Genomic DNA, 25123 nt, shown 5'->3' with positions numbered 1-25123 from the left:
AGGAGCGAGGGGGACGCCTAGTCCTTGCTCGCGAACCGCATGACACCGGAGCTGCCGCGAGATGTTCGCGAGCAAGCTCGCTCCTACAGAAGAGCAGCCCGCGCGTTAAAGGACCTCGTCCGCCACCGCATCCACCGCCGCCTTGGCGATGCCGACGATCTCGTCCGCTTCGCCGCGGGTCAGCACCAGTGGCGGGGCGAAGCCGAGGATGTCGCCGTGGGGCATGGCGCGAGCGATCATGCCGCGTTCCAGGCAGGCCGCCGACACCTTCGGGCCGACCTTCAGCGCCGCATCGAATGGCGTACGCGCCTCGCGGTCGGCCATGAACTCCAGCGCCGCCAGCATGCCGTCGCCACGCACCTCGCCCACCAGCGGATGGCCCTCGAAGGTCTGGCGCAGTTGCTGGTTGAGGTAGCCGCCGACCTCCGCCGCATTGGCGGTGATGTTTTCCCCTTCGAGGATGTTCAGGTTGGCCAGCGCCGCCGCCGCGCAGATCGGGTGGCCGGAGTAGGTCCAGCCGTGGCCCAGCGCGCCTTCCCGGGTGGATGCGCTATCGATCACGTCCCACACCTTCTCGCCGACGATCACCGCCGACAGCGGTGCGTAGGCGCTGGTCAGGCCCTTGGCGGTGGTGATCAGGTCCGGGCGCATGCCGTAGCGCTGGCTGCCCATCTTGTCGCCGACGCGGCCGAAGGCGCAGACCACCTCGTCGGCGATCAGCAGCACGTCGTACTTGGCCAGCACCGCCTGGATCGCCTCCCAGTAGCCCTTGGGCGGGACGATGATGCCGCCGGTGCCCATCACCGGCTCACCGATGAAGGCCGCCACGCTGTCCGGGCCTTCGGCGAGGATCAGGTTCTCCAGCTCCTGGGCGCAGTGGCGGACGAAAGTGGCCTCGTCCATGCCCGCCGGCGCCTTGTAGAAGTGCGGGCAGAGGGTGTGCTTGACGCCCTCCACCGGCAGGTCGAAATGCTGGTGGAAGCTGGCCAGCCCGGTGAGGCTGCCGGTGACGATGCCCGAGCCGTGGTAGCCGCGCTGGCGGGAGATGATCTTTTTCTTCTGCGGCCGGCCCAGCACGTTGTTGTAGTAGCGCACCAGCTTGACCTGGGTCTCGTTGGCGTCGGAGCCGGAGAGGCCGTAGTAGACCTTCTTCATGCCCGCCGGCGCCCAGTCGCGGATGATCCGCGCGGACAGCTCGATGATCGCTTCGGAGGAGTGGCCGACGTAGGTGTGGTAGTAGGCCAATTGCGTAGCCTGTGCATGGATGGCGTCGGCGACTTCGGTGCGGCCGTAGCCGATGTTCACGCAGTACAGGCCGGCGAAGGCATCCAGCAGCTCGCGGCCCTGGTGGTCGCGGATGCGCACGCCGGAAGCGCCGGTGATGATCCGCCCCGGCAGTGCGCCGCTGACGTGGTCGTGGGCATGGGTCGATGGGTGCATGAAGTGCGCGCGGTCGTCTTCGAACAGCTTGGCGTAGTCGGTCATGGCGATGGTCTCCCGGTCAGATGGCGCCGTGGTGCAAGGCGAAGTACTTGGTTTCGACGAAGGGCTCGAAGCCCTCGCTGCCGCCCTCGCGGCCCAGGCCCGAAGCCTTCATGCCGCCGAAGGGGATGGGGTGGCCGGTGAACTTGGCGCCGTTGACCGCCACCAGGGCGAACTCCAGGCGCCGCATCAGCGGCCAGATGTGGTCCAGGCGTTGCCCGCACAGGTAGGCGGCCAGGCCGTACTCGGTGTCATTGGCCTGCCGGACGGCTTCGTCCAGGTCGCCGTAGGCGCTCACCCCGGCAATCGGCGCGAAGTTTTCCTCGCGCCAGATGCGCATCCGCGGCGTGACGTCGGCCAGCACCGTCGGTTGATGGAACCAGCCGCCGAGGGCGTGGGGTTCGCCTCCGGCGAGCAGGCGCGCACCCTGGGCGATGGCGTCCTGCACCCGCTCGCAGGTGACGTCGAAGGCGCCCTGGTGCATCAGCGGGCCGATCTGGCTGCGCGAGTCGCTGGCCGGGCCGACGCGCAGCTCGCGCACGGCGCGGGCGAAGCGCTGCAGGAAGGGTTCGTAGAGTTCGCGGGCGACCAGGATGCGGTTGGCCGCGCAGCAGTCCTGCCCGGAGGTCTGGAACTTGGCGTCGATGGCGAACTGCACCGCCTGCTCCAGATCGGCATCCGGCAGCACGATGAAGGGCGCATTGCCGCCCAGCTCCAGGGCGACTTTCTTCACGTCCTGGGCGGCGGCTTGCAGGACCAGTTTTCCTACGCGGGTCGAGCCGGTGAAGCTCACGGCGCGCACGCGGCTGTCGCCGACCAGGGTTTCCATGACCATCTGCGGCTCGCCCAGTACCACGTTGAATACCCCGGCGGGGAAGCCGGCTTCTTCGGCCAGTTGGGCCAGGGCGAAGGCGGAATAGGGCGTTTCGTGGGCCGGCTTGACCACCACGGTGCAACCGGCGGCCAGCGCGGCGGCGGCCTTGCGGGTGATCATCGCCGAGGGGAAGTTCCACGGCGTCAGCAGCGCGGCGACGCCGACCGGCTCGAGTACCGTGCCCAGGTGCGCGCCGGGGATGTGGCTGGGGATGTTGCGGCCGTTCAGGCGCCGCGCTTCCTCGGCGAACCAGGGAATGAAGCTGGCGGCGTAGTCGATCTCGCCCAGGGCTTCGGCCAGCGGCTTGCCCTGTTCCAGGCTGAGGATCTGCGCCAGATCCTCACGGTGCTGGCCAATCAGCTCGGCCCAGCGGCGCAGCAGCGCGCCGCGCTCGTCCAGCGTGCGCGCACGCCAGGCGGGGAAGGCGGCAGCGGCGGCGTCCACCGCAGAGACGATCTGCTCGCGGTCGAGCAGCGGCACGTGGCCGATGGCTTCGCGGGTAGCGGGGTTGTCGACGGCGATGCTGGCGCCGCTGGCGCTATGCAGCCAGTGGCCGTTCACATAGCAGAGCGACTTGAACAGCAGGGGATGGACATAGGACATGACGGCGTCTCCCAGGCAATTGGCATGAGTCCATGCTAGGGGCCGGGAGCGCGCGATTTTTTCCTAAGCGGGGGATGGCGGCGGCAAATCTTTTCGCAGTTCTGCCGCCGCCGTTGGGCTTTTTCGGGTGGCGTCAGATGACGGCGGGTTGGCGGCGCAGATTACGGGTGATGGCGCTGAGCAACATGCCGTAGAGCGGCACGAAGAGCATCAGCATCACCGCCAGCTTCACGCCGTAGTCGACCCAGGCGATTTCCACCCAGTGCTCGGCCATGAAGGCGTTGTCGCTGTGCCAGAAGGCGATGGAGAAGAAGGTGAAGGTATCCAGCAGGTTGCCGAACAGGGTCGAGACTACCGGGGCGATCCACCACTGGCGCATGCGCCGCAGGCGGTCGAAGACCTGGATGTCGAGGATCTGGCCGAACACGTAGGCGAGGAAACTGGCCAGGGAAATCCGCGCGACGAAGGTGTTGAATTCCCCCAGGGAGGCAAGCCCTCTGAAGGCGCCTTCCTGGAAGATTACCGAGATCACGTAGGACGCCAGCAGCGCCGGGATCATCACCCGCGCGATGACCAGCCGCGCCGGGCGCTTGCCGAGCAGGCGGACGGTGAGGTCGGTGGCCAGGAAGATGAACGGGAAGCTGAACGCGCCCCAGGTGGTGTGCCAGCCGAACAGGGTCATTGGCAACTGCACCAGGTAGTTGCTGGCGATGATGATCAGGATGTGGAACGCGACCAGGCCGGCGAGTGCGCCGCGCCTTGCCGCCGGAAGGGATGCCGACATGCTTTGGGCCTTTTTCGTCGATGGGGTGAGGGAACCCATGCCCGGCACCATGCCGAGCGGCGCGCATTGTATACGATCCGGACCGCGAAGTCAGGTTTTATTGGGCAAATTTTGTTCAGCGCCGACGTGTGCAATCCGTAGGAGCACCGGCCGGAGACTGTAGGAGCGAGCTTGCTCGCGAACGAATTTCCCGACGGCTTCGGTGCTGGGCGGGTTCGCGAGCAAGCTCGCTCCTACAGAAAGCATCAGTGGCCCACCTCAAGAGCTTCGGCGGGGATCGCCGCATCCAGCGTCTTGATCACCTTGGTGACGATGTAGGTGAAATAGCGCTCGATGCCGACGTCTTCCAGCAGCAACTGGTCGATGAAGCGCTGGTAGTGGTCGATGTCACGCGCCTGGATCATCGCGATGTAGTCCACCCCGCCACCGGTGGCATAGCAGAAGCCCACCTCCGGCGCCTGCTGCAGGCGCTGTTCGAAGCGCTTCATGTCCTGCGCGGTGTGCCGCGCCAGGGTGATTTCCACCAGAACCTGCTGCTGCTTGAACAGCGCCAGCCAGTCGATCTGCGCGCGGTAGCCCTTGATCAACCCGGCCTCCTCCAGCTTGCGCACGCGCTCCCAGGCCGGGCTGACCGAGAGGTTGATCGCCTCGGCCAGGCTCGACTTGGTGATGCGCCCGTCGCCGGCGAGGATGCGCAGGATCTTCAGGTCGTAGCGGTCGAGCTTGATCATGGCGGGCTCCCGTTCAGTCCAGTACCTCGGCGACCACCGCCAGGGTGTCGCCGCTCTGCACCAGGCCGGGGAAGTGCCGCGCGGCGAGAATGCCGCTGCGCTTGGCGCGGTACTCCACGGGCGCGGCTCCGGTGCGCAGCACGTCGTGCACCCGCGCCAGCACCTCCCCGCGCTCGACCCGCTCGCCCAGGTCGCGGCACATTTCCAGCAGGCCGCCGTGCTGGCTGGCGACGAAGCAGTCGCCATCGGGCATGTCGAGCATCACCGACTTCGCCGATTCGACTTCACCGCGCAGGATCCCGGCCTGCACCAGCACGTTGCGCACGCCGCGCCGGGCGATGGCGACCGTGCGCGCGCTGCTGCTGCCGCCACCACCCAGTTCGGTGGTGAGGAACAGCTTGCCCTGCTCCTCGGCGGCGGTGTCGTACATGCCCACCGCGTCCAGTTCCAGCATGCGCATCGCGTAGGGCGCGGCGAAGGCGCGCATCAGCGCCTCGCTGGCTTCCTGCCGGGCCTTGTCCGGCAGCACGTGGCAGGCGGCGAAGGGCAGGAAGTCGAGGGTCTTGCCGCCGGAGTGAATATCCAGCACCAGGTCCGCCAGCGGCAGCAGGGTGCGCTGGAAGTAGTCGGCGATCTTCTGCGTCACCGTGCCGTCCGGGCGGCCGGGGAAACTGCGGTTGAGATTGCCGGCGTCGATCGGCGAGGTGCGCTTGCCGGCGAGGAACGCCGGGGTGTTCATGAACGGCACGATGATCACCCGGCCGCGCACATCCTCGGCGCGCAGTTCCTGGGCCAGACGGCTGAGCGCCACCGGGCCTTCGTACTCGTCGCCGTGGTTGCCGCCGGTGAGCAGCGCAGTGGGGCCATCGCCGTTCTTCACCACGCAGATCGGGATCATCACCGCGCCCCAGGCCGAATCGTCCCGCGAGTAGGGCAGCTTGAGGTGGCCGTGCTGCACGCCGTCGCGCTGGAAGTCGACGCTGGCGGAGATGGGGTTCTCGCGCAGCGGCTTGTCGAGTGCATGAGTCATCGTCTCACTCCTTCACGAACAGCTGGCGCGGGTAGTCGCAGAAGGTCTCCACGCCACGCTCGGTGATGAGGATGCTTTCGGTGATCTCCAGGCCCCAGTCATCCATCCACAGGCCGGGCATGAAGTGGAAGGTCATGCCCGGTTCCAGCACGCTGTTGTCGCTCGGGCGCAGGCTCATGGTGCGTTCGCCCCAGTCCGGCGGGTAGCTGATACCGATGGGGTAGCCGCAGCGGCTGTCCTTGTGAATGCCGAACTTCTCCAGCACGCTGAAGAAGGCACGGGCGATATCGCCGGTGGTGTTGCCGGGCTTCGCCGCGTCGAGCCCTGCGGCGATGCCTTCGACCACGGCCTTCTCGGCGTCGAGGAAGTGCTGCGGCGGCTTGCCGAGGAACACGGTGCGCGACAGCGGGCAGTGGTAGCGCTTGTAGCAGCCGGCGATCTCGAAGAAGGTGCCGGCGCCGCGTTCGAAGGACGTGTCGTCCCAGGTCAGGTGCGGCGCGCTGGCGTCGGCGCCGGTGGGCAGCAGCGGGACGATGGCCGGGTAGTCGCCGCCGTGGCCGTCGGCGCCGAGGATGCCGGTGCTGTAGATCTCCGCGACCAGCTCGTTCTTGCGCATGCCCGGTTCGATGCGCTCGACGATGTGCGCGTGCATCTTCTCGACGATGCGCGCGGCGATGCGCATGTACTCGATCTCGCGCGGGGATTTCACCGCGCGCTGCCAGTTCACCAGGGCGGTGGCGTCGACGAACGTCGCGCTCGGCAGGTTGGCCTGCAGCGAGCGGAAGGCGGCGGCGCTGAAGTAGTAGTTGTCCATCTCCACGCCGATGGTCAGGCGCTCCCAGCCGCGGGCGGCAATGACCTCGCGGGACAGGTAGTCCATCGGGTGGCGCTCGGTGGACTGCACGTAATGGTCGGGATAGCCGACGATGTTGTCGGGCGCCATGAACACGGTGCGGCGCGCGCCGTTGGCGTCCTGGCCGCGGCCGAACCATACCGGCTCGCCTTCCCGCGCCAGCAGTACGCACTGGTGCACGTAGAAGGACCAGCCGTCATAGCCGGTCAGCCAGGCCATGTTCGACGGGTCGGTGACCAGCAGCAGTTCGATGCCGCGCTCAAGCATGCTGGCGCGGACCTTGGCGATCCGCTGGGCATATTCCTCCCGGCTGAAGGGGAGGTTGACGACGATTTCGGACATGCGGAAATCCTCTCTCGGGGTGTTCTACTTGTAGGAGCGAGCTTGCTCGCGAATGGCCCCGCAGCGAGGGCTGGTTCGCGAGCAAGCTCGCTCCTACAGGGTTTGTTCTGCCTGAATCGGAGTCGCGGGCTCAGGTGCTGAAACGGAACCCCTTGCCCATCCGCTGCGCCCGCTGGAAGGCCAGGCCGGCGATGGCGGTGTCCTGCGCGCCGGTGCCGGTGAGGTCGCAGAGGGTGATGTCCTCGGCGCGGCGGCGACCTTCGCGTTGCCCGGCGATGACCTGGCCCAACTCGGCGAAGTCGGCATCCAGGCTGACGTTGCCGGCCGCCACCGCGTGGTGCAGTTCGCCCAGCACCAGGGTCTGGCTGAGGCGGTCGGCGACGTAGCAGTCCACCGCCGCCAGCGCGTCGGCGGCGATCTCGTTCTTGTGCTCGGTGTCCGAGCCCATCGCCGTGATGTGCAAACCGGGGCGCAGGTGCCGCTTGTGGATCAGCGGCTCACGGCTGGGCGTGGTGGTGATGGCGATGTCGGCGCCTTCCAGCGCTTCGTCGATGCTGGCGCAGGCGGTCACCGCAATGCCCAGGCTCATGCTCAGGTCGCTGGCGCACTGCCGGGCCTTGTCGATGTCCCGCGCCCAGACGCTGGCGGCTTCGATGGGCCGCACCAGGCACAGTGCCTTGAGTTGCAGCCGTGCCTGTTCGCCAGCGCCGATCAGCGCGACCTGACGGGAATCCTCGCGGGCCAGCCACTTGGCCGCCACGGCGCCGGCACAGGCGGTGCGCACGGCGGTGAGGTAGCCGTTGTCCAGCAGCAGCGCATCCAGCAGGCCGGTGCGCGAGGAGAGCAGCATCATCATGCCGTTGAGGCTGGGCAGGCCGAGCCTGGGGTTGTCGAAGAAGCCGGGGCTGACCTTGATGGCGAAGCGCGGCAGGCCGGGCAGGTAGGCGGTCTTCACGTCGACTTCGCCGTTGTGCTCGGGCACGTCCAGGCGAAGGATCGGCGGCATCGCCACCGGTGCGGTGGCGAGCAGGCGGAAGGCGTGTTCGACCGCGTCGAGGCTTTCGTGGTCGAGCGCCACGCAGGCGCGCAGGTCGGCTTCGCTGAGCAGGGTGACGTCAGCCATGAGCGGATTCCTCAAGAATGCGTTGGTGTTGTTCGATGTCGATGTTGCAGCCGCTGACGATCACCACCAGCGGACCGACCGGGGCGATCAGGCCATCCAGCAACGCCGCGATGCCGACAGCGGCGGCGCCTTCCACCACCTGCCGCTCCTCGCGGTAGGCGTGGCGGATGCCGGCAGCGATGGCGTCTTCGTCGAGCAGGTGCAACTGGTCGCAGTAGTCGCGGGCCAGGGCGAAGGTGTAGCGGTTGTCCAGGCCGATGCCGCCGCCGAGGGAGTCGGCCAGGGTCGGCAGTTCTTCCACGTCCACCGGGTGGCCGGCGGCGAGGCTGGCGGCCATCGCCGCGCCACGGCGCATGCTGATGCCGTGGACGCGGATGCCCGGGTCGGCGTGCTTCATCGCCAGGGCGACGCCGCCGAACAGGCCGCCGCCGGAGAGCGGGATCAGCACCTGGCGCACGTCCGGCAGCTGTTCGAGGATTTCCAGGCCGAGGGTGCCCTGGCCGGCGATGATCTGCGGGTGGTCGAAGGGCGGTAGCAGCGTGGCACCGTGGTCACGGGCGAGGCGTTCGGCCTCGGCCTGGGCGTCATCCTGGCTGCGGCCGACGATGCGCACCTCGGCACCGAGTTCGCGGATCGCCTGGACCTTGTTCGCCGGCACCAGCTGCGACAGGCAGATGGTCGCGTGCACGCCAAGCATTCGGGCAGCGTGGGCCAGCGCCCGGCCGTGATTGCCGGTGGAGGCGGCGACCACGCCGTTGGCCTTCTGTGCATCGCTCAGCTGTGCAATGGCGTTGCTGGCGCCGCGCAGCTTGAAGCTGCCGGTGATCTGCTGCGATTCGAGCTTGAGGTACACCGGCGCGCCGAGGAGATTGGACAGGCTGGGCGAATGCGCCAGCGGCGTCTGCCGCACCAGGCCCTGGATGCGTTGGCGTGCGCGGTACAGCTCGACGAGGGGAATCGGGTCCATCTCGGCCTCCGGGATTGCAGTTGGGGCCGAGTGTAGGGGCGCGAAATTGTCGCGATGAATGTACTAGGACGATGTATTTCTCGGAGGTGCTTTTCGTAGGAGCAAGCTCGCTCGCGACCCCGCCCGCCCCGAGGTCGCCGGGAAATCCGTTCGCGAGCAAGCTCGCTCCTACAAGGGGAAATCGGTGTTAGAAATCGTGGATCTTCGGGTACTGCCCGAACAGCTCGCGCATGTCCTCCAGGGCGCTGGCCATACGCTCGTCGCTGCATTCGGCACCCTACGACTTGGATGCATACCTGTAGGAGCGAGCTTGCTCGCGAACCCGCCCAACCTCCGAGGTCGCCGGGAAATCCATTCGCGAGCAAGCTCGCTCCTACAAGGGGAAATCGGTGTTAGAAATCGTGGATCTTCGGGTACTGCCCGAACAGCTCGCGCATGTCCTCCAGGGCGCTGGCCATACGCTCGTCGCTGCATTCGGCGCCCATGCACAGGCGTATCGCGCGCGGTCGCGGGGTGCCGCGTACCATGAACGGATCGGGCGGCGTGACGGCGATATGCCGATGGCGCAATTCACGCACCAGGCTGTCCAGTTCCCAGTGCTCGGGAATGCCGATCCAGGCGCTCAGCGAATGCGGATCGCAGCCGCGCAGATACTCGCCCAGCCACTCGCGCACCCGCGCCTGACGCGTCTCCAGCACGCGACGTTGCAGACCAATCAGCGCCTGGGCATTGCCGTTGTGGACCCAGCGCGAAGCAACTTCCGCCAGCAGTGGCGTGGCCATCCAGCTGTTCACCCGCAGAATGCTCTCGGTACGCAGCGCCAGCCGCCGGGGCATGGCCAGGTAGCCGATGCGCAGACCGGTGAGCACGCTCTTGGTGAAGCTGGTGCAGTAGAACGACAGGTCCGGCAGGTAGTGGCTGAGCGGTGGCGGGCGGCGCTCGCCGAGCAGCGGGCCGTAGACGTCGTCCTCGATGACGTGCACGCCGTAGCGCTGGGCGATGGCGGCGATCTCGCGGCGGCGCGAGTCGGGCATCAGGCAGGAGGTCGGGTTGTTCAGGTTCGGCGTGCAGACCAGCGCGGTGATGCGCTCGTTGGCGCAGAGGTCTTCGAAGTGCTCCGGGTCGATGCCTTCCTTGTCGATCTCCACGCCCTTCAAGGTGAAGCCGAGCACCTGGGAGTTGCCGATCACGCCGTGGTCGGTGAGCTGTTCGCAGAGCACCACGTCGTCCGGTCCGGCGAGGGAGGCGAGGGCGAGGAAGATGCCGTGGGCGGCGCCATTGGTGATCAGCACGTCGTCGCGTTCGCGCTGCAATCCCAGTTGCGCCAGCCATTGCACGCCGGCGTCGCGGTGCGCGTCGAAGCCGGCCACCGGGCGGCAGGCGCGCATCCACGGCTGGTCGCTTTCCTGCGCCAGCGCGCGGCAGGTGTCCTGCCACAGGCGGTCGTGCTCGCGGGTATGGACGATGCTGGCGATGGAGAAGTCCACCAGGGCGCGCTCGGGGTGGTCGACCATGTAGTGGGCCATGCCCTCGGTCATGCGCCGCGTGACGAAACTGCCGCGCCCCACCTCGCAACGCACCAGGCCCTGGCGTTCCAGTTCCTTGTAGGCGTTGGTCACGGTCTGCACACTGATGCCCAGGCCATCGGCCACGTGGCGCTGCGGCGGCAGGCGCTGGCCATCGCTCAGGCGACCCTGCTCGATGTCGCCGGCAATGGCCTGCACCAGGGTCTTGTACTTGGATTCGCCGACCCGCAGGTCGGCCAGGGCGCGACGCCAGGCTTCCATCTTCAGCGCTCCGTCTGGTCAGGCATCCAGAGTGACCGACCAGCACACCGGCGGCAATTGTCCTAGTGCAATGTTGGCGCGCAGACCCCTTTTGTATGCTCGGGTGCAGGACACCGGGCCGCATTGTCAGGCCCGCGCAGAAAAAACCGCCGGATGCGTTCGTCGCGACGGTGGCTTTTTCCCGCCGAGGGGTTGTCGATCGGTAAGAGCCGCAAGGCAGCCGGGCTTAGTCTGGCGTCGTTGCACCATCACCTCGCCTGGCGAGTGAACTTCGGAAGGCCCCCGCAGGGGCCCTGCCAACAAGAACAATAGTCGTACGACATTGCTACCTGCCATCCAGAGCCGCGCGCCGAACGCGTACGGCAAGAGAAGATCAGGAGATCCGAAGATGAGTACCGCCCCTGTTTTGCTGCACCGCCTGAGCCTCGCCTGTACCCTCGTCGCCTGTGCGCTGGCCAGTGCCGGCAGCTATGCCGAGACCACCCTCGAACGCATCCAGAGCACCGGCACGGTGCGCATCGGCTACGCCAACGAAGCGCCGTTCGCCTACACCGAGACCTCCGGCAAGGTCACCGGCGAGTCCCCGGAAATCGCCACGCAGATCTTCACCAAGATGGGTGTGAAGAAGATCGAGCCGGTGCTCACCGAATGGGGCGCGCTGATCCCCGGCCTGCGCGCCGGGCGCTTCGACGTGATCGCCGCCGGCATGTACATCACCCCGCCGCGCTGCCAGCAGGTGATCTTCACCGACCCGCACTACCAGATTCCCGACACCCTGCTGGTGAAGAAGGGCAACCCGAAGAACCTGCACAGCTACGCCGACGTGAAGAACGCCCCGGACGTAAAGCTGGCGATCATGTCCGGCACCGCTGAACTCGGCTACGCCCGCGCCGAGGGCGTGGCGGAGGAGCAGATCGTCCAGGTACCCGACACCACCGCCCAACTGCAGGCCGTGCGCGCCGGCCGTGCCGACGCCAGCGTCGGCACCGCGCTGACCATGAAGGGGCTCGCGGCGAAAGGTGGCGATTCGGTGGAAGCCATCGCCGACTTCAAGGACGACCCCTCGCACATCGGTTACGGCGCCCTGGCCTTCCGCCCGGACGACAAGGACCTGCGCGATGCGGTGAATGCGCAGCTCAAGCAGTGGCTGGGCAGCGCCGAGCACCTGGCGACGGTCAAGCCGTTCGGCTTCGACAAGTCCAACGTCACCGACAAGACCGCCGCCGAGCTCTGCAAACAATGACCGGGCCGGGTGCGTCTCTGGCCTAGAGCGCGCCCGCCTGGCCGTTCCGTCGAACCTGTCGTTACGGGATGCGCATCATGGGTGAATTGCTTCCTCTGCTGCTGGAGGGCGCCTGGGTCACCGTCCAGGTGACCGCCTTCGGCTCCCTGCTGGCGGTCATCGCCGCCATCATCGCTGCGCTCGGCCGGCTCTCGCCGTGGCCTGCGGTACGCTGGCTGGCGATCAGCTACATCGAGCTGTTCCGCGGTACCTCGCTGCTGGTGCAGCTGTTCTGGCTGTACTTCGTGCTGCCGCTGCCGCCGTTCAATCTGGAGATGAGCGCCTACAGCGTGGCGATCATCGGCCTGGGCCTGCACATCGGCGCCTATGGAGCCGAGGTGATGCGCGGCGCCATCGGCTCGGTACCCAAGGGACAGTACGAGGCGGCGCTGGCGCTGAACATGACGCCGTTCACGCGCTTTCGCCGGATCATCCTGCCGCAGGCGCTGCTCTGTGCGATTCCGCCGGGCACCAACCTGCTGATCGAGCTGCTGAAGAACACCTCACTGGTGTCGCTGATCACCCTTTCCGACCTGACCTTCCGCGCCCGCCAGCTCGACCAGGCGACCTTCGAAACGCTGAAGATCTTCGTCCTCACCCTGGTGCTGTATTTCGTCATGGCCCAGATCATCGTCTTCCTCATGCGGCGCGTGGAACGCTGGCTGGGGCATGGCCGAATCCGCGGAGGCCTGTGATGAAATTCTTCGACTGGGACTTCGCCTGGCAGATCATCCCGCAACTGCTGCACGCCTCGCTGCGCACCATCGCCATCACCCTGGTGGGCTTCGCCCTGGCGGTGGTATTCGGCCTGCTGTTCGCCATCGCCCGCCGCAGCCGGCACTTCTGGCTGTCGTGGCCGGCGGCCTGGCTGATCGAGTTCATCCGCAGCACGCCGCTGCTGATCCAGGTGTACTTCCTGTTCTACGTGCTGCCGACCTACGGGCTGAACATGACCGCCCTGGTGGCCGGCACCCTCGGCATCGCCCTGCACTATGCCTGCTACACCGCCGAGGTGTACCGCGCCGGTCTCGAAGCGGTGCCGCGCGGGCAGTGGGAGGCGGTCACCGCGCTGAACTTCTCGCCGCTCAAGGCCTACCGCGAGGTGATCCTGCCCCAGGCGATCCGCCCGGTGCTGCCGGCGCTGGGCAACTACCTGATCGCCATGTTCAAGGACACCCCGGTGCTCTCCGCGATCACCGTGGTGGAAATCATGCAGCAGGCCAAGAACATCGGCTCCGACAGCTTCCGCTACCTGGAGCCGATCACCCTGGTCGGGGTGTTCTTCCTGCTCATTTCCATCGGCCTGGCGAGCGTGGTACGCCAGGTGGAAAAACGTACGGCGCTGCCATGACTGATTCTCCCGGAGGAAAACCGATGTCCGTCCACTCCCTACAGGCTGCGCCCCGCGCGGCCAGCCAGGATGCCCCGGCCGCGCGCGCCGAAACCGCCCAGCCAATGGTGAGCTTTCGCAATGTGTGCAAGAGCTACGGCAGCTTCAGCGTGCTCAAGGACCTCAACCTGGAAGTCGGCGCCAACGAAAAGGTCGCCATCATCGGCCCCAGCGGCTCGGGCAAGTCGACCCTGCTGCGCGCGCTGATGACCCTGGAAACCATCGACAGCGGCGTGATCGAGGTGGACGGCGAGCCGCTGACGCACCTCAAGCGCAACGACACCCTGGTGCGCGCGCCGGAAAGCCACGTGCGCAAGGTGCGCAGCAAGATCGGCATGGTCTTCCAGAGCTTCAACCTGTTCCCGCACATGACGTCGCTGCGCAACGTGATGGAGGCGCCGGTGCAGGTGCTCGGCCTGCCGCGCAATGAGGCGCGCGAACGTGCCGTCGAGTTGCTGGAGATGGTCGGCCTGGGCAACAAGCTCGACCACTACCCCTCGCAGCTTTCCGGCGGCCAGCAACAGCGCGTGGCCATTGCCCGCGCGCTGGCGATGCGGCCCAAGGTGATGCTGTTCGACGAGGTGACTTCGGCGCTGGACCCGGAGCTGTGCGGCGAGGTACTCAACGTGGTGCGCAGGCTGGGCGCCGAGCACAACCTGACCATGCTCATGGTCACCCACCAGATGGGTTTCGCCCGCGAATTCGCCGACCGCGTGTGCTTCTTCCACCAGGGCAACATCCTCGAACAGGGCAGCCCGCAGCAGCTGTTCGGCCACCCGCAGCATGAACGGACGCGGGCCTTCCTGAGTGCGGTGAACGAGGCGAACTGATAACACGGGGGCTTGCCTTGACTGTAGGAGCGAGCTTGCTCGCGAACAGCTCCGCTGCGGGGCCAGGGTTCGCGAGCAAGCTCGCTCCTACGAAGATCAGTTCGCAGTAATGGCCAATCAGCCGTTGCCGATGAAGCGGAAGCCCGCGCCTTCGGCATCGGTGCGCATCACTTCCATCTCCAGGATCGGCGCGTCGAAGGGCAGGTCCTGCACCTGGCCGCTGACCCGCGCGCCGGAGGGCAATCCGGCCAACGTTTCATGGCGCACGTAGACGCCGCCGTCGGACAGATCACGGGTATGCCCGAACACGTCGCCGAAGCTGGGATGGCTGATCTTGATCCGGCACTTCATCGGAGTGCGCGGGTATTGTCGTTGGTTGGACATGGCGTGGCATCCGTCCTGAATGTCAGGGCACTAATGGGCCTGAAAGCAGGGGGCCGGGTCAAGCCAGCAACTGCAATAACAACCAAAGGTTGGCGGCGCTGATGACGCCGAACAACGCCCACGCCAGCACACGGGTGCCGATGCCGTTGACGAACTCGCCCATCAGCGCGCGATCGCTGGTGAAGCGGATCAGCGGCCAGAGCGCGAACGGCAGTTGCAGGCTGAGCACCACCTGGCTGAACACCAGCAGCTTGCCCACCGCCTTGTCGCCCAGCATCACCACGCCGATCAGCGCCGGGATCAGCGCCAGCGCGCGGGTGATCAGGCGGCGCTGCCAGCAGGGAATCTTCATCTGCAGGAAGCCGTCCATGATCACCTGCCCGGCGATGGTGCCGGTGAAGGTGGAGCTCTGCCCGGAGGCGAGCAGGGCGACGCCGAAGAGGATCGCCGCAAGGCCGGCACCCACCAGCGGTTCGAGCAGGCGATAGGCATCCTGGATCTCGGTGACGCCGGTGTGGCCGGTCTCGTGGAAGGCCGCGGCGGCGAGGATCAGGATCGCCGCGTTGACCAGCAGCGCGAGGCTCAGCGAGACCACGGTGTCGATGCGCGTCAGGCGGATCGCCGCGGCCTTGCCGTTGCTGCCGCTGACCTGCCTTGTCTGCACGATGGAGGAGTGCAGGTAGAGGTTGTGCGGCATCACCGTGGCGCCGAGGATGCCGATCGCCAGGTACAGCGGCTCGCGCTGGGTCACCGCGTCCCAACTGGGCAGGAAGCCGGCGACGACGTCCGGCCAGTAGGGTTTGATCAGGATCAGCTCGACCAGGTAGCAGCCGCTGATGGTGACGATCAGGCCGAGCATGATCGCTTCCAGGTGGCGGAAGCGCTGGCCCTTGAGGCCGAGCACGATGAGCGTGTCGAAGGCGGTGAGGATCACCCCGGTGACCAGGTCGACGCCCAGCAGCAGGTGGAAGGCCAGGGCGCAGCCGAGCACTTCGGCGAGGTCCGTGGCGACGATAGACAGCTCCGCCAGCAGCCATTGCAGGCGCGCCGTGCCCAGGCTGTAGCGGCTGCGCGAGAGCTGCGCCAGGTCCTGGCCGGTGACGATGCCCAGGCGCATCGCCAGGCATTGCAGGACCATCCCCGCGAGGCTGGAGAGCAGCACCACGAACAGCAGCTGGTAGCCGAAGCCCGAGCCGGCCTCGATGGCGGTGGCCCAGTTACCCGGGTCCATGTAGCCGATGGAGACCAGCAGGCCGGGGCCGGCGAACTGCAGGATGCGCTTGAACAACGGCGCGCCGGCCGCGACCTGGATGCTGCCTTTGACTTCCGAGGGACAGAACGGCACGGTGGCGGTGGTCGGCAGGCCAAGCATGCTGGTTATTCCTGGCTTATGAGCGGGAGCCATGCCCTTCCCCGAAGGGAGGGGATTTTCTCACTGACTTTCTCACTGCAGAGGGCGGCTTCGCGAGCAAGCTCGCTCCTACCGGTCGACGCCGATGCGCTCTGTGTAGGAGCGAGCTTGCTCGCGAAGCGTACGGCGACCGGCTACGCAATCCCGGCTTGGCTCAGTACCACCTGGCCTCGCCCTCGGGGCGCTTCTTGAAGCGCTTCATGGTCCACATGTACTGGCTCGGATAGGCGCGCACATACTTGGCCAGTTCACGGCTGAGCGCGGCCACCGACACGTCCATGTCCTTGTCGTACATGTCCGCCGGCGCGGCTTCGAGGATCACCTTGTAGCCGCTGCCATCGGGCAGGCGCACCGCATGGAAGAACACCCCACGGGCCTTGCCGCGCGCGAGCAGCGAGGGCACGAACTTGCTGGTCAGCGCGGTGGTGCCCAGGTAGGGCACGAACAGGCCCGAGCCCAGGTCCGGCTCCGGGTCGCAGGGGATGCCGACGCAGCCGCCGTTCCTCACTTCCTTGATCACGCTCTTGATGCCCTCGGGAGTGGAGGGCGCAACGCGGTTGCCCAGTTGCACGCGCTGCTTCTTCAGCAATTCATCCACGGCCTTGAGCTTCGGCGGGCGGTAGAAAATGATCGGCTTGGCGTAGGAGCAGTAGAAGTGATTGAGCACCTCCCAGTTGCCCAGGTGGCTGGTGATGCCCACCAGGCCGTCGCCGGAGGCCAGCGCTTCCTCCAGCACGTCCATGCCTTCCACTTCGAGGATGTACTGCAGCGACTTCTGCGGCGACCACATCCAGGCGCAGGCGCTCTCGGTGAGCGTGCGACCGATGTCCATCAGGCTCCGGCCGAGCAGCGTCTCCAGCTCTGTCGGCGACAGCTCCGGGAAGCAGTGCGCCAGGTTGGTCCGCGCCACCTCGCGGGAGCGGTTGGGAATCTTCCACATCAGCCAGCCGATGCCCGCGCCCAAGGCCCCCACCGCGCGCCACGGCAGCATGGCGAACAGACGCAGGAAGCCCACCACCAGTGCGCCCTTGAATTTCTCCACGGGAAACTCCTTCATTCAGAGGCGCACATTCTAACCAGCGGTGAAGAGCGAAGGCGAAAGCACATCTCAATCGGTGCGATGATCATCCTGAATCAGCCCACCCTGCTGATCCCCTGTAGGAGCGAGCTTGCTCGCGAATAGCCCAACGCCGATGTCGCCGGGAAACGCTGTTCGCGAGCAAGCTCGCTCCTACAAGTGACTTCTCCGGCCGTGATCAAGAGAGCTCGGTATAACGGTCACAGTCGGTGGTGTGGTCCATCACCATGCCGGTGGCCTGCATGAAGGCGTAGCAGATTGTCGGGCCGACGAAGTTGAAACCGGCCTTGCGCAGGGCCTTGCTCATGGCCTCGGCCTCGGGTGTCACCGCCGGCACGTCGCCGCGGCCGCTGAAGTGGTTGACCTTGGGCTGGCCGCCGACGAAGGACCAGAGGAAGGTCACCGGGTCCTCCAGCTGCAGCCAGGCCCGGGCATTCTGCCGCGCCGCCTTGAGCTTGGCGAAGTTGCGGATGATGCCCGGATCCTGCATGCGTTCCTCGATTTCCTCGTCGGTCATGCGCGCCAGGCGCTCCGGGTCGAAGCCGAACAGCACCTCGCGGTAACGCTCGCGCTTCTTCAGTACGGTGATCCACGACAGGCCCGCCTGGGCCCCCTCGAGGATGATCATCTCGAACAGTGCACGGGCGTCGCGCTGCGGCACCCCCCATTCGGCATCGTGGTAGGCGATGTACAGCGGGTCGTCGTTACACCAGAAGCAGCGGGACATGGCGGTCGTCCTTGGAAACGGGAAGGTTCTGACTATAGACAAATGGCTGTACAAAAATACAGTTATCGATCCGTTTTTTTGCCCCTTCGAGGACCTACGAACGGTCGCGCAAAAAACGCTGTGAAGCCCAAGCTGCAAGCGTCTTGGGGTATACTGCCGGGTTTTAGTCGCATATCCAGCACAGGTGATTTTCGTGAGCCAGACTACGCCCGCCGTGCCCACCTTCCAGGACCTGATCCTCGCCCTGCAAAAATACTGGGCCGATCAGGGCTGCGTGGTGCTGCAGCCCTACGACATGGAAGTAGGCGCCGGCACCTTCCACACCGCCACCTTCCTCCGCGCCGTGGGCCCGGAAACCTGGAACGCGGCCTATGTGCAGCCCAGCCGCCGTCCCACCGACGGTCGCTACGGTGAGAACCCCAACCGCCTGCAGCACTACTACCAGTTCCAGGTTGTCCTGAAACCCAATCCGGAAAACTTCCAGGAGCTGTACCTGGGTTCGCTGCAGGCCATCGGCATCGACCCGCTGGTGCACGACATCCGTTTCGTCGAGGACAACTGGGAATCGCCGACCCTCGGCGCCTGGGGCCTGGGCTGGGAAATCTGGCTGAACGGCATGGAAGTCACCCAGTTCACCTACTTCCAGCAGGTCGGCGGCATCGAGTGCTACCCGGTCACCGGCGAGATCACCTACGGCCTGGAACGCCTGGCCATGTACATCCAGGGCGTCGACTCGGTGTACGACCTGGTCTGGGCCGACGGTCCGTTCGGCAAGGTCACCTACGGCGACGTGTTCCACCAGAACGAGGTGGAGCAGTCGACCTACAACTTCGAACACGCCAACGTCGAGAAGCTGTTCGAGCTGTTCGACTTCTACGAAAGCGAAGCCAACCGCCTGATCGAGCTGCAGCTGCCGCTGCCGACCTACGAAATGGTCCTCAAGGCCTCGCACACCTTCAACCTGCTGGACGCCCGCCGCGCCATCTCGGTGACCGAGCGCCAGCGCTACATCCTGCGCGTGCGCACCCTGGCCCGCGCCGTGGCGCAGAGCTACCTGCAGGCCCGCGCCCGCCTCGGCTTCCCGATGGCCACACCCGAATTGCGTGACGAAGTACTGGCCAAGCTGAAGGAGGCCGAATAATGAGCGCGAAGGATTTCCTCGTCGAACTGGGCACCGAAGAGCTGCCACCCAAGGCGCTGAAAAGCCTCGGTGAAGCCTTCCTGGCCGGCATCGAGAAGGGCCTCAAGGCTGCCGGCCTGACCTACGCCGCCGCGCGCTGCTACGCCGCGCCGCGTCGCCTGGCCGTGCAGATCGACCAACTCGCCGTGCAGCAGCCGGACCGCACCGTGAACCTCGACGGCCCGCCGCTGCAGGCTGCCTTCGACGCCAGCGGCAACCCGACCCAGGCCGCCCTCGGTTTCGCCAAGAAATGCGGCGTGGACCTGGAGCAGATCGACAAGAGCGGCCCGAAACTCAAGTTCAGCCAGAGCATCGCCGGCCAGCCGGCCGTGGGCCTGCTGCCGGGCATCGTCGAAGCCTCGCTGAACGAGCTGCCGATTCCCAAGCGCATGCGCTGGGCAGCCCGTCGTGAAGAGTTCGTGCGTCCGACCCAGTGGCTGGTGATGCTGTTCGGCGACGACGTCGTCGACTGCGAGATCCTGACCAAGAAGGCCGGTCGCGAATCCCGTGGCCACCGTTTCCACAACCCGGCCAACGTGCGCATCTCGGCACCGGCCAACTACCTGGAAGACCTGCGCAGCGCCCACGTGCTGGCCGACTTCGCCGAGCGCCGCGAGATCATCTCCAGGCGCGTCGCCGAGCTGGCCGCCGAGCAGAAGGGCAGCGCCATCGTCCCGGCCGACCTGCTCGACGAAGTGACCGCGCTGGTCGAGTGGCCGGTGCCGCTAGTGTGCTCCTTCGAGGAGCGCTTCCTCGCCGTGCCGCAGGAAGCCCTGATCACCACCATGCAGGACAACCAGAAGTACTTCTGCCTGCTGGACGCCAACGGCAAGCTGCTGCCGCGCTTCATCACCGTGGCCAACGTCGAGAGCAAGGCGCCGGAGCACATCGTCTCCGGCAACGAGAAGGTCGTGCGCCCGCGCCTGACCGACGCCGAGTTCTTCTTCAAGCAGGACCAGAAGCAGCCGCTGGAAGCCTTCAACGCCCGCCTGAAGAACGTGGTGTTCCAGGCCCAGCTGGGCACTGTCTACGAGAAAGCCGAGCGGGTTTCCAAGCTGGCCGCCTACATCGCTGCCCGCATCGGCGGTGACTCGACCAACGCTGCCCGTGCCGGCATCCTCTCCAAGTGCGACCTGGCCACCGAGATGGTCGGCGAGTTCCCGGAGATGCAGGGCATCGCCGGTTACTACTACGCCACCGCCGGTGGCGAGGCCAAGGACGTCGCCCTGGCGCTTAACGAGCAGTACATGCCGCGCGGCGCTGGCGCCGAACTACCGGACACCCTGACCGGTGCCGCGGTGGCCGTGGCCGACAAGCTCGACACCCTGGTCGGCATCTTCGGCATCGGCATGCTGCCCACCGGTAGCAAGGACCCGTACGCCCTGCGCCGTGCCGCCCTGGGCGTGCTGCGCATCCTCATCGAGAAGCAACTGGACCTGGACCTGGCCAATGCCATCGGCGTCGCCGTGGCCCAGTACGGCGACAAGGTGAAGGCCGACGGTCTGTCCGAGCAGGTGCAGGAGTTCGTCTTCGACCGTCTGCGTGCCCGTTACGAAGACGAAGGCGTGGACGTCGCCGTGTACCAGGCCGTGCGTGCCCTCAAGCCGACCGCTCCGCTGGACTTCGACCAGCGCGTGCAGGCCGTGCAGGCCTTCCGTCAGTTGCCCGAAGCCGAAGCACTGGCCGCCGCCAACAAGCGCGTGTCGAACATCCTGGCCAAGACCGAAGGCGAGGTGCCTGCCGCCGTCAATGCCAGTCTGTTCACCGAGACCGCCGAGAAGGCCCTTGGCAGCGCCGTGGCGACCGCCGAGAGTGAAGTGGCTCCGCTGGCCGCGGCTCGCGACTATCGCGCCGCCCTGGCCCGCCTGGCGGCCTTGCGCGCGCCGGTGGATGCCTTCTTCGAGGAAGTACTGGTCAACGCGGACGACAACGCCGTGAAGGCCAACCGCTACGCACTGCTGGCCAAGCTGCGCGGATTGTTCCTCGGCGTCGCCGACATCTCGCTGCTGGGTTGATGCCCGCCTGAAAGCCGGGAGTTCGCAACGGTTTGCCGTAACGGACTCCCGGCTTTTTCATTTCCGACTGATCGAAGTGCGTGACTTATCGAAGCATGAAGCTACTGATCCTCGACCGCGACGGTGTCATCAACCAGGACTCCGACGCCTATATCAAATCCCTCGACGAGTGGATTCCGATCCCCAGCGCCATCAGCGCCATCGCCCAACTGAGCAAGGCCGGCTGGACCGTGGCGGTGGCCACCAACCAGTCGGGCATCGCTCGCGGCTACTACGACCTGGCGACGCTGGAAAGCATGCACCAGCGCCTGCGCGAACTGGTAGCGGAGCAGGGCGGTGAACTCGGCGTGGTCGTCTACTGCCCCCACGGTCCCGACGAGGGTTGCGACTGCCGCAAGCCGAAACCCGGTATGCTGCTGCAGATCGCCCGGCACTACGGTGTGGACCTTCACGGCATCTGGTTCGTGGGCGACAGCCGGGGTGACCTGGACGCCGCGTTGGCCGTCGATTGTCAGCCCGTGTTGGTGAAGACCGGCAAAGGCGAGCGCACCCTGGGCAAGGCCCTGCCCGAGGGCACCCTGGTATTCGACGATCTGGCGGCGGTCGCTGCCCATCTACTTTCCTGAGGATTCATCACAGTGCAGGCCATCAGAACCGTTCTCTTCTACCTGCTGCTGTCGTTCAGCGCCTTCGTCTGGGGCACCCTCAGCCTGCTCATCGCACCCTTCCTGCCGTTCCGCGCACGCTACCTCTTCATCGCCCAGGCCTGGTGCAAGTTCGCCGTCTGGCTGGCCACCTGGATGGTGGGTGTGCGCTACGAGCTCAAGGGCGTGGAGAACATCCCGGATCAGCCCTGTGTGATCCTGGCCAAGCACCAGAGCACCTGGGAAACCTTCTTCCTCACCGGCTACTTCGCGCCTCTGAGCCAGGTGCTCAAGCGCGAACTGCTGTTCGTTCCCTTCTTCGGCTGGGCGATGGCGCTGCTCAAGCCCATCGCCATCAACCGTGACCAACCCAAGCTGGCCCTCAAGCAGATGGCCAAGCAGGGCGACGAGCGCCTGAAGCAGGGTGCCTGGGTACTGATCTTCCCGGAAGGCACCCGCGTTCCCACCGGCCAGATCGGCAAGTTCTCCCGTGGCGGCGCCGCCCTCGCCGTGAACGCCAACCTGCCGGTGCTGCCGATTGCGCACAACGCCGGGCACTGCTGGCCGAAGAACGGCTGGGCGAAGTACCCCGGTACCATCCAGGTGGTGATCGGCCCGGCGATGTATGCCGAAGGGGAGGGTGCACGGGCTATCACCGAGCTCAACCAGCGCGCCGAAAGCTGGGTCATGCAGACCCTGCGCGACATGGGCGAACTGCCACCCGAGGCCACGCCCCAGGCCGTCGCCGAAGCCTCCTGAGGCTTGCACCGACGAAAAGAAAAAGGGCCCCGAAGGGCCCTTTCTTTTTGCCTGCTGCTTTGCTGGCTGTAGGTGGGAAAAGATAATCAACTTTGACGCTTCTGAAAATCAGCGTTAGACAACAGTTTGGCCAAAGTTAATTTCAGCTTCGGCTATAGTTACTTAATTAAAATCTACTTTCGCCAAAAGTTACTTTCCACCCAATAAATTGACAAGCTGTCAAGAACTGTAAATATCCTACTCCGACCGGCAAAATAATCAAGTTTTAACTCAGAGTTCTTTTCAGAGAGCACCAACTCCTTACCTCATTACTTAATCTCTGGGAGCGAGTCATTCAGCTTGGCATAGAGCTCTTTCGCCAAAAGCTTTGCTCGAATATCAGACGCAGCGTCCAATGCTGGGATATGCACGCCCTCATCACCATCGACGTATAGCGGCCCACCAATATCGTCGTCGTACAGCTCTCCGTCATAGGCCCCCCCATCGTGGTAAGCACGCATGGTGCTCCGGCGAATGTCGCCGTCCAGCTCCGCAGATAAATAGATCCAGACCCATCCCTGAAAGTGGTTGTTCGGCTCGAGCTCCTCAACGAGCGTCCTCATCGCTTCTGTATCTCCTTGCACTGCAGCCACGTAGTACCAACGCCGCGCATCCTCTTCACGACCATGGCCATAGGCAAGCTCTGCCAGGCGCAGAGGGTCATCAACTGAATCGAGGTTCCAGGCTTGCTCGAGCCATCGGGGATCTTCGCCCAGCTCAGCCAGCTCCAACACTGCACCATCATGTCCCAGCGCCGCCGCGCGCATCAGATGAGAAAGACGCAGTGACCTTTTTTGCTGGAGCTCCTGTGCCGTAATCGCCCATTCGAGCGGAACGCCATCTAATACCTCTCCGGCCTGCATACGCTCCAACCAATACTCGCCTCCCATTCCTGGCTGATGATCGTCATCGGTGAGCTCTCCCCCATATAGGAGGGCCAGCGCGAAATGGGCAGCTGGGTTTCCTTTCCCCGCCAGCCTGCCTAACCCATCGATTAGCACCTGGAGCTCAGCATCTGTCTCGACATCCAGAAGCTCGAACGGATCCTCCTGCAAGATGGAAACGACGTTACGCAAGCTGTAGCACGCCAAATCCCCCTCCTTTATATAGGCAGCTAGGATTTCGGCCGCTCGAGCCGCCGTTTCCCCATACCCTAATTCCGCCAAACGGCGCTGCAGCAATGCCGGTGAGATCGGCCGCCCAGAACCGTTCGTAGCTACCGCCAGCAGGTGATCAGAGTTCAAAGCCGCGCTTGAATGGAAGCCAAAGGCGCCGGCCAGCAGCTCATAAGCGTGGCTATGCGCAATCGGCACGCCGATTGTGAACTGAAGGTGCTGTTTTACGCCGAATGCGAGCGATTTGAGTGACATGAAACCATCCTCTGTGCACAGCCGATAGGAGCGAGCAGCACACGTTTAAGCCCCGCACGGCCGCGCGGTAGGTGGTTTCAAGCTAAAGAGGAATGCCTGTTTTAACTCGTGTGCAAGTTGGGCGGGCGCCACCAGTGGATACTAGCTCGTCCCTTTACGTCGCGTCGAGAGCTACCGCAAGGCAGCTATTTGCTGAAATCGGCCGGCGGAAATAAGGGCGATCTTTTGGGCTTTCGCTCACCACGAGTATCGATGCGGTACCTCAATGACCTTATCGAGCCATTCATCAGGGAAGTCCGTAAGAGGATCCAGCCAATCGGCCTTAGCTCGCGCCCAAGCCAAATGCGCTAACTGATCAGGCTCTAGCTTGTCCTGCTGCCGTAAAGTCTGCTCGAGCTCATCGATGTAGCGACGGAGCAAACATGCGCGCTCCCATTGCCGAGCCGTTCGTAACAGCCCTTGGAGCCGTTTACGCTCAGCATCTTGCATCGATTTCTGCGCTAGAGCAGTTTCGTACTGGTGTTGACGTTCAGCTCGTACTACAGCCTGCCGCTCGCGGCTTATCAAGTGGTCTACGGCTTGGCGAGCAATAGCACAGACAACTTTATTGAGTTGTTCTTCTACTGCTTTCTTGGAAGAGTCGACAAACTTTCCACCATATCCATCAGAAACCAAAACTTGAAGGATGCCCGTCGGATGATACTGCCAATCCGGAATCCGCACCCACTGATTGCGTGCAAGCTTCTTCAAGTCTTGGTCGGTTGGTTGATATTTAGAGCGGCGGGCCGCCTCAAAAAAAGTTATACCAGTCCGTATTCCTAGTATATCTACGTAGGTAGCTTTCTTTTCCAACGTTACAGAGTATCCCCGTTGTTCGATCGCTTTGATCAAGGCGTCTGCAACGCGAAGGGCACGTGGAAGCATCGATTTAGAAACTCGAAGATCCAAAGCTTCACCACGTGGCCTAGGGAAATCGCGCTGATCTAAATATGGGTCGCTGAAAGCGTGTTGAGTTTTCTTCACCAGAAGGTGGGGCGCTCTCAAGGCTTTGGATACAGCAATCTTATGCTCAGGAATACTTTCATATTCTAGGATTGGCTGCAGCCGAGGATCCTCGGACTTCTCACCTTCTCCTTGGACGGGCGTGTGAGCCGCGGCCCTCGTATGGGCATTGATCTTGAGTAGATAGATGGGAAGACCTGTGTAATCCCTTAGGAGCGGCGTTGAGGCTACCCGCTTTCCAGCTCTGAGTTTTGCCCAATGGCCACGAGACGGAGTTGGAATCTGTAACCTGGAGCATAGCTTTTTAAGACCCACATCCGATAGGCCATATCTCGGAGCCACGGTGCTCATAGGCTCAGTCCATACCTCTTTGAGCAACAGAGCACGGTCGTATTCGTCCCGCATACGTATCTCCTACGAATACACAAAATCGCAT

General features: G+C 64.9%; 23 protein-coding genes. 8 read left to right on the top strand and 15 right to left on the bottom strand.

What is annotated here, in order from left to right; all coding sequences use genetic code 11:
* Positions 1 to 105: 105 nt before the first annotated feature.
* The 9 genes from H681_RS00270 to ehuR all read right to left on the bottom strand — a co-directional run bounded on the left by H681_RS00270 (position 106) and on the right by ehuR (position 10576).
* Positions 106 to 1485 (bottom strand): aminotransferase, encoded by a 1380-nt coding sequence (locus H681_RS00270; RefSeq protein ID WP_015474826.1) that lies wholly within the window; start codon positions 1483 to 1485, stop codon positions 106 to 108.
* 16 nt (positions 1486 to 1501) lie between these two features.
* The gene (locus H681_RS00265) at positions 1502 to 2959 is read right to left on the bottom strand and encodes an NAD-dependent succinate-semialdehyde dehydrogenase (protein WP_015474825.1); all 1458 of its coding nucleotides are present in this window, start codon (positions 2957 to 2959) and stop codon (positions 1502 to 1504) included.
* 133 nt (positions 2960 to 3092) lie between these two features.
* On the bottom strand, positions 3093 to 3743 hold the full coding sequence (locus H681_RS00260; RefSeq protein WP_015474824.1) for a 7-cyano-7-deazaguanine/7-aminomethyl-7-deazaguanine transporter: 651 nt from the start codon (positions 3741 to 3743) through the stop codon (positions 3093 to 3095).
* 245 nt (positions 3744 to 3988) lie between these two features.
* On the bottom strand, positions 3989 to 4474 hold the full coding sequence (locus H681_RS00255; protein WP_015474823.1) for an Lrp/AsnC family transcriptional regulator: 486 nt from the start codon (positions 4472 to 4474) through the stop codon (positions 3989 to 3991).
* Between the two features lie 13 nt (positions 4475 to 4487).
* A complete protein-coding gene (doeB, locus tag H681_RS00250) occupies positions 4488 to 5504 on the bottom strand; it encodes a N(2)-acetyl-L-2,4-diaminobutanoate deacetylase DoeB (RefSeq protein ID WP_015474822.1) in 1017 nt (338 codons plus the stop codon).
* 4 nt (positions 5505 to 5508) lie between these two features.
* Positions 5509 to 6699, bottom strand: coding sequence for an ectoine hydrolase DoeA (gene doeA, locus H681_RS00245; protein ID WP_015474821.1), 1191 nt, complete (start codon positions 6697 to 6699; stop codon positions 5509 to 5511).
* A 130-nt stretch (positions 6700 to 6829) separates the two neighbouring features.
* Entirely contained in the window at positions 6830 to 7822 is a 993-nt protein-coding gene (locus tag H681_RS00240) for a cyclodeaminase (RefSeq protein WP_015474820.1), read from the bottom strand.
* Positions 7815 to 8789 (bottom strand): hydroxyectoine utilization dehydratase EutB, encoded by a 975-nt coding sequence (gene eutB, locus H681_RS00235; RefSeq protein ID WP_015474819.1) that lies wholly within the window; start codon positions 8787 to 8789, stop codon positions 7815 to 7817. Before eutB ends, H681_RS00240 begins: the two co-directional genes overlap by 8 nt.
* Before the next feature lie 392 nt (positions 8790 to 9181).
* Entirely contained in the window at positions 9182 to 10576 is a 1395-nt protein-coding gene (ehuR, locus tag H681_RS00230) for a MocR-like ectoine utilization transcription factor EhuR (protein WP_015474818.1), read from the bottom strand.
* A 388-nt stretch (positions 10577 to 10964) separates the two neighbouring features.
* Between ehuR and ehuB the strand changes: the two genes are divergently transcribed.
* From ehuB to ehuA, 4 genes are all read left to right on the top strand, one after another.
* The gene (ehuB, locus tag H681_RS00225; protein ID WP_015474817.1) at positions 10965 to 11819 is read left to right on the top strand and encodes an ectoine/hydroxyectoine ABC transporter substrate-binding protein EhuB; all 855 of its coding nucleotides are present in this window, start codon (positions 10965 to 10967) and stop codon (positions 11817 to 11819) included.
* Between the two features lie 77 nt (positions 11820 to 11896).
* Complete coding sequence (ehuC, locus tag H681_RS00220) at positions 11897 to 12553, top strand: ectoine/hydroxyectoine ABC transporter permease subunit EhuC (RefSeq protein ID WP_015474816.1); 657 nt, start codon at positions 11897 to 11899, stop codon at positions 12551 to 12553.
* The gene (gene ehuD, locus H681_RS00215) at positions 12553 to 13209 is read left to right on the top strand and encodes an ectoine/hydroxyectoine ABC transporter permease subunit EhuD (RefSeq protein ID WP_015474815.1); all 657 of its coding nucleotides are present in this window, start codon (positions 12553 to 12555) and stop codon (positions 13207 to 13209) included. Before ehuC ends, ehuD begins: the two co-directional genes overlap by 1 nt.
* 23 nt (positions 13210 to 13232) lie before the next feature.
* Positions 13233 to 14078, top strand: coding sequence for an ectoine/hydroxyectoine ABC transporter ATP-binding protein EhuA (gene ehuA / locus H681_RS00210; RefSeq protein ID WP_015474814.1), 846 nt, complete (start codon positions 13233 to 13235; stop codon positions 14076 to 14078).
* A 117-nt stretch (positions 14079 to 14195) separates the two neighbouring features.
* Here the strand turns inward: ehuA and H681_RS00205 are convergent, their stop codons facing one another.
* The 4 genes from H681_RS00205 to H681_RS00190 form a co-directional block, all read right to left on the bottom strand.
* Complete coding sequence (locus tag H681_RS00205) at positions 14196 to 14462, bottom strand: PilZ domain-containing protein (RefSeq protein WP_015474813.1); 267 nt, start codon at positions 14460 to 14462, stop codon at positions 14196 to 14198.
* Between the two features lie 58 nt (positions 14463 to 14520).
* On the bottom strand, positions 14521 to 15834 hold the full coding sequence (locus H681_RS00200; protein ID WP_015474812.1) for an Nramp family divalent metal transporter: 1314 nt from the start codon (positions 15832 to 15834) through the stop codon (positions 14521 to 14523).
* A 193-nt stretch (positions 15835 to 16027) separates the two neighbouring features.
* Positions 16028 to 16915 carry a lysophospholipid acyltransferase gene (locus H681_RS00195; protein WP_015474811.1) on the bottom strand — a complete coding sequence of 296 codons (888 nt, stop codon included), beginning with the start codon at positions 16913 to 16915 and terminating at the stop codon, positions 16028 to 16030.
* A 214-nt stretch (positions 16916 to 17129) separates the two neighbouring features.
* Positions 17130 to 17678: a DNA-3-methyladenine glycosylase I gene (locus H681_RS00190; protein WP_015474810.1), complete on the bottom strand. Its 549-nt coding sequence runs from the start codon at positions 17676 to 17678 to the stop codon at positions 17130 to 17132.
* A 193-nt stretch (positions 17679 to 17871) separates the two neighbouring features.
* Here H681_RS00190 and glyQ point away from each other — a divergent pair, with 193 nt between their 5' ends.
* The 4 genes from glyQ (at position 17872) to H681_RS00170 (ending at position 22276) form a co-directional block, all read left to right on the top strand.
* The gene (gene glyQ, locus H681_RS00185; RefSeq protein ID WP_015474809.1) at positions 17872 to 18819 is read left to right on the top strand and encodes a glycine--tRNA ligase subunit alpha; all 948 of its coding nucleotides are present in this window, start codon (positions 17872 to 17874) and stop codon (positions 18817 to 18819) included.
* Complete coding sequence (gene glyS / locus H681_RS00180) at positions 18819 to 20873, top strand: glycine--tRNA ligase subunit beta (protein ID WP_015474808.1); 2055 nt, start codon at positions 18819 to 18821, stop codon at positions 20871 to 20873. Before glyQ ends, glyS begins: the two co-directional genes overlap by 1 nt.
* Before the next feature lie 95 nt (positions 20874 to 20968).
* Positions 20969 to 21499, top strand: coding sequence for a D-glycero-beta-D-manno-heptose 1,7-bisphosphate 7-phosphatase (gene gmhB, locus H681_RS00175; protein WP_015474807.1), 531 nt, complete (start codon positions 20969 to 20971; stop codon positions 21497 to 21499).
* A 6-nt stretch (positions 21500 to 21505) separates the two neighbouring features.
* Positions 21506 to 22276, top strand: a complete 771-nt coding sequence (locus H681_RS00170; protein ID WP_041711631.1) for a lysophospholipid acyltransferase family protein — start codon at positions 21506 to 21508, stop codon at positions 22274 to 22276.
* Between the two features lie 308 nt (positions 22277 to 22584).
* Here the strand turns inward: H681_RS00170 and H681_RS00165 are convergent, their stop codons facing one another.
* A complete protein-coding gene (locus H681_RS00165) occupies positions 22585 to 23685 on the bottom strand; it encodes a hypothetical protein (protein ID WP_015474805.1) in 1101 nt (366 codons plus the stop codon).
* A 237-nt stretch (positions 23686 to 23922) separates the two neighbouring features.
* Positions 23923 to 25092 (bottom strand): hypothetical protein, encoded by a 1170-nt coding sequence (locus H681_RS26290; RefSeq protein ID WP_157883288.1) that lies wholly within the window; start codon positions 25090 to 25092, stop codon positions 23923 to 23925.
* Positions 25093 to 25123 lie beyond the last annotated feature (31 nt).

This window comes from Pseudomonas sp. ATCC 13867 (assembly GCF_000349845.1).
In the GTDB taxonomy this organism is placed as follows: Bacteria; Pseudomonadota; Gammaproteobacteria; order Pseudomonadales; family Pseudomonadaceae; genus Pseudomonas.
Note: the sequence above shows the minus strand (reverse complement) of the source record. Positions and strands in the feature narration are given on the sequence as shown.